This window comes from Streptomyces sp. NPDC005899 (genome assembly GCF_040629645.1).
GTDB lineage: Bacteria > Actinomycetota > Actinomycetes > Streptomycetales > Streptomycetaceae > Streptomyces.
This window is the reverse complement of sequence record NZ_JBEXWB010000446.1, coordinates 1-4,331: the sequence shown is the minus strand read 5'-3', so window position 1 is coordinate 4,331 and position 4,331 is coordinate 1. Positions and strand designations below refer to the sequence as shown.

Genomic DNA, 4,331 nt, shown 5'->3' with positions numbered 1-4,331 from the left:
GCCGCGTCTCGCCGCCGCCTGGGCCGCCCGCGACAGCAGCGCCCGGCTCCACCGGGAGGCGTACACCGGCCTCGCCCGCCGGGCCGCCCTGCCGGACGAGGGGCTGTACGACGCGCTGTACGAGCGGCACATGCGACCGGATGCCTGGCAGCCCTACGCCGACGTTCCGGCGGTACTGCGATGCCTCCGCGACAGGGGCACCGCCATCGGCGTGGTGAGCAACATCGGATGGGACCTGCGGCCCGTGTTCCGCGCGCACGGCCTGGACGAACTGGTCGACGTCTACGTCCTGTCCTTCGAGCACGGCGTGCAGAAGCCGGACCCCCGCCTGTTCCGGACGGCGTGCACGCTGTTGGGGCGCGACCCGGCGGACGTGGTCATGGTCGGTGACGACCGCCACGCCGACGGGGGCGCGGCGGCGGTGGGCTGCGAGGTGCGTTTCGTGGACCACCTGCCCGTGGCGGAGCGGCCGGACGGTCTCCGGAGGCTCGGCCTGGCCGGGGGCTCCTCGTGAGGGGACGCGCGGGGGCGCCGGGGGCGTCCGGTCCCACCGCGCGTGGCAGCTCACGCACCCGCCGTGAAGGTTTCCGGCAGACGGTGTGAGGGATGTCCCTGCCCGCAGGGGGGTGAACTGTCCGGCCGGGGCCCTAACCTGGGATGCATGTCCCCGTACCCGAACACGTCGGTATCCGTGCGTCCCGGCTCCGAACGCTCCGCCTCCGTGGTCAACGAAGAGATCCGCGACCTGTGGCAGCGCTCGGGCGGACTGCTGTCCCCGGACGACGAGAAGGAGTACCAGCGCCTGCTGGTGGAGTGGGCCGCGGCGGCGGGTACGAGCGTCCCCGCCGCCTGACGGTGGCCCCGGTCACGTTGCGCTGATTCCGGCGATCCCCCGCGTCGCCGGAATCAGGGGTTACAGCATGTCCCCGCTCGGCTCGCCGGTCAATGAATTAACGGCGCCGGCCTCCCGGCCGCGGGACCGCGTCCCCGCCGGGCGGAAGCCGCCCGGCGGGGACGATCGGTGTGCCCGCGCGGTGCCGCGGACGGCTCAGCGGCGGAAGTAGTCCGGCTGCGTCTGGACGTTGAGTTCCGGCAGCCGCACCTTCCTTGCCGGGTCGGTCCGGCGGTCGTGGAGCTTGAGGACGTCGAAGCCCTTGGCGATGTCGTTGGAGTAGATGTAGCCGTTGTAGTAGTACGCGGACCACGGGCCGGCGGTGGTGACGGCGTCGGTCGAGACGGGTCCCCGCTCGAAGTAGGCGATCTCCTTCGGCTTCGAGGAATCGGTGAAGTCCCACACGGACACACCGCCCTGGTACCAGGCCTGGACCATCAGGTCCTTGCCCTTCACCGGGATGATCGACCCGTTGTGCGCGACACAGACCTCGGTGTCCGCCTGCGGGCGGTCGATCTTGAAGTAGCTGCGGAGGACGAGCTTGCGGTGGTCGCCCCGGCCGGTGATGTCGTAGATGCCGTCGGCGCCCCGGCGCGGGCCGACCTCGTCGTTGCAGGTCGCCGCTCCGCCGCCGCCGAGCTCGTCGGTGAAGACGACCTTGTCGGCCTTCTGGTTGAAGGTCGCGGAGTGCCAGAAGGCGAAGTTCACGTTGTCCTGGACCCGGTCGATGATCTTCGGGTTCTCCGGGTCCTCGATCGAGAACAGCAGGCCGTCGCCCATGCAGGCCCCGGCCGCCAGGTCCTTCGACGGCAGAACCGTGATGTCGTGGCACCCGGTGGTCCTGGAGACACCGGGGTTGGCCGGCGCACCCGGGTTGCCGCCGTCCGGGAAGAGGACGGGGAAGTTCACGACCCGGGCGTCCTGCGGGGCACTGCGCGGCACCTTGATGACGGAGATCCCGTCGTGCGGGGGCCGGCAGTCCGGGAACGTCTCGTTCGGCGAGTACGAGGAGACGTACACGTACACGTTCCCGCGCTCGGGAACGATCGTGTGGGTGTGTGACCCGCACGCGGTCTCGACGGCGGCGACGTACTCGGGGTGGCGCTTGTCGCTGATGTCGAAGACCTTCATGCCCTCCCAGGAGGACTTCTCCGTGGCGGGCTGCGCCGTGCTCGCGCACGAGTCGTCGCTGCGCGAGGAGTCGGTCGACAGGAAGAGCAGGTTCCCCGAGACCGAGATGTCGTTCTGCGAGCCGGGGCAGAGGACCTGTGCGACGGTTCTCGGCTCCCTCGGGTTGCTGATGTCGAAGATGCGGAAGCCGTCGAAGTTGCCGGCGTAGGCGTAGTCGCCCTGGAAGGCCAGGTCCGTGTTGATCCCCCGCAGCGCGTCCTTGGGGACGTTGGTGAGGTGCTCGATGTTGCCGCTGTGGACGATCTCGTCCACGCCGGGTATCTCGCCGTCCTCGATGGCGGCCCGGACTTCGGCCTGTCGGCTCGCGGAGGCACCGCCGCGGGTGGTGGCGGTGTCTCCGGGATCGGGCGTCGCGGCCGCGGGTCCGGCCGTCAGCAGAGTGGCGATGAGCCCGACCGCGGCTGCCGCCACACCCAGACGTCTGCGCCGCACGCTTGTGGTGTGCAACGAGGTCACTGCGTCCTCCCTTGTGTCCGTTCCGTCGAGGAACGGTCCTGGACACCGGCAGTATCGTCCTTCTCATGTACACACCAACAGAGTGCAACAGAGATGTCATAAAGGTGTTCGATCAATGGCCGGTGGTCGGTGTCAGGATGGTCCTCCACACACCCGACCGGCACCGGAGGCCGCCGTGCTGATCCACCGTCGGGCCACGAGTCCGCGCACGACCGCGGCGGCGACCGCGCTCGCCGCCGCCCTCCTGGCCCTGGGCGCCTGTGACGCCGGCGGCTCCGACGAGGGGGCGAAGGCGGGGCCGGACAAGGGCCTGACCGTGGTGGCCCCCGGAAGACCGGGCGAACCGGCCAGGACGCTGTCGGCCGACGAGGCGGTGGAGGCGGCGCGTGCGGACACCCCCAACTCCGCCGACTTCCGCTACGCCCGCATGATGATCGAACACCACGAGCAGGCACTCGTACTCACCGCGCTCGTGCCCGGCCGGGGCGCGTCCGCGCCTGTCCAGCGGCTGGCGGAGCGCATCGCCGCCGGGCAGAAGCCGGAGATCGGCGCCATGGAGGGCTGGCTGAAGAACAACGGCGCACAGGCGCGTCAGGAGGCCCACGACCACTCCGCGATGCCCGGTACGGCGACCGAGGCGCAACGTGAGCGGTTGCGCGCGGCGCGCGGGGCGGCGTTCGACGCTCTGTTCCTCGAGCTGATGGTCACCCACCACCAGGGTGCGATCACCATGGCGACCGAGGCACTCGCGGACGGCAACGACGTCCTGGTCGAGGAGATGGCCAACGACGTCGTCGTCCAGCAGACCGTGGAGATCGACCGGATGCGCGCACTGATGACCTGACCGTCCGCGCGCCCTCCCCCGACGCCCCGCGCGGTGCCATGCTGGAGGCATCCTGCGGGAAGAGGTGCGCCGTGCTCCGTGTCGCCGTCGTCGGTTCGGGCCCCAGCGGGATCTACACCGCCCAGGCCCTTGTGCAGCAGTCGCTCGTGCCGGACGTGCGGGTGCACGTGCTGGACAGGCTGCCCGCGCCGTACGGGCTGGTGCGCTACGGCGTGGCGCCCGACCACGAGAAGATCAAGTCGCTGCAGAGCAGTCTGCGTGCCGTCCTGGAGGACGACCGGATCACGTTCGTCGGACACGTCGAGGTGGGCGGCGAGCGCGGCCCGTCACCCGGCCGGCTCAAGGAGCTCTACCACGCGGTGGTCTACTGCGTCGGCGCCTCGGCCGACCGGCCGCTCGGTGTTCCGGGCGAGGACCTGCCCGGCAGCCTCTCGGCCACCGACTTCGTCTCCTGGTACAGCGCCCATCCCGACGCGGCCGTCGACGCCTTCACCCTGCGGGCCCGTGCGGCCGTGGTCCTCGGCGTCGGCAACGTCGCGGTCGACGTGGCCCGGATCCTCGCCCGGGGCGCGGCCGAGCTGCGCTCCACGGACGTGCCGCGGGCCGTGCTCGACGCCCTGGGGGCGAGCCTGGTGCGCGACGTGCACATCGTGGGCAGGCGCGGCCCCTCACAGGCGAGGTTCACCACCAGGGAGCTGCGCGAACTGGGCGGGCTGCCGGGGGCCCGGACACTCGTGGACCGCGCGGAACTCGCCCTCGACCCCGCCTGGACGGCACCCGCGGGCGGGGGCGGGGCACCTTCGCTGCCCGCCGTGGTGCGGCGCAACCTGGAGGTGCTCCGCGAATGGGCGGCCTCCCCGCCGGGACCCGCGGGCCGCGAGCGCACCGTCCGGCTGCGGTTCTTCCTGCGGCCGGTGGAACTGCTGGAGAGGGGCGGGCGGGTCGCCG

5 protein-coding genes are annotated in these 4,331 nt (G+C 71.6%); 4 read left to right on the top strand and 1 reads right to left on the bottom strand.

Features of this window, described 5'->3' with window-relative positions:
- Both ABZ371_RS29595 and ABZ371_RS29590 read left to right on the top strand, forming a co-directional pair.
- Positions 1 to 514: HAD-IA family hydrolase (locus tag ABZ371_RS29595; RefSeq protein WP_358685312.1), on the top strand; the 514-nt coding region annotated here is incomplete at its 5' end.
- A 147-nt stretch (positions 515 to 661) separates the two neighbouring features.
- A complete protein-coding gene (locus tag ABZ371_RS29590; RefSeq protein WP_358685309.1) occupies positions 662 to 853 on the top strand; it encodes a hypothetical protein in 192 nt (63 codons plus the stop codon).
- 195 nt (positions 854 to 1,048) lie between these two features.
- Here the strand turns inward: ABZ371_RS29590 and ABZ371_RS29585 are convergent, their stop codons facing one another.
- Positions 1,049 to 2,539 carry a hypothetical protein gene (locus ABZ371_RS29585; RefSeq protein ID WP_358685306.1) on the bottom strand — a complete coding sequence of 497 codons (1,491 nt, stop codon included), beginning with the start codon at positions 2,537 to 2,539 and terminating at the stop codon, positions 1,049 to 1,051.
- Positions 2,540 to 2,654: 115 nt separating this feature from the next.
- Here ABZ371_RS29585 and ABZ371_RS29580 point away from each other — a divergent pair, with 115 nt between their 5' ends.
- Both ABZ371_RS29580 and ABZ371_RS29575 read left to right on the top strand, forming a co-directional pair.
- The gene (locus ABZ371_RS29580; protein WP_358685303.1) at positions 2,655 to 3,383 is read left to right on the top strand and encodes a DUF305 domain-containing protein; all 729 of its coding nucleotides are present in this window, start codon (positions 2,655 to 2,657) and stop codon (positions 3,381 to 3,383) included.
- A 71-nt stretch (positions 3,384 to 3,454) separates the two neighbouring features.
- Positions 3,455 to 4,331 (top strand): FAD-dependent oxidoreductase (locus tag ABZ371_RS29575; RefSeq protein WP_358685301.1); only part of this gene is annotated, 877 nt, incomplete at its 3' end.

Coding starts and splice junctions, on each gene's coding strand:
- ABZ371_RS29590 (WP_358685309.1), top strand. CDS start 662: ATGTCCCCGTACCCGAACACGTCGGTATCCGTGCGTCCCGGCTCCGAA.
- ABZ371_RS29580 (WP_358685303.1), top strand. CDS start 2,655: ATGGCCGGTGGTCGGTGTCAGGATGGTCCTCCACACACCCGACCGGCA.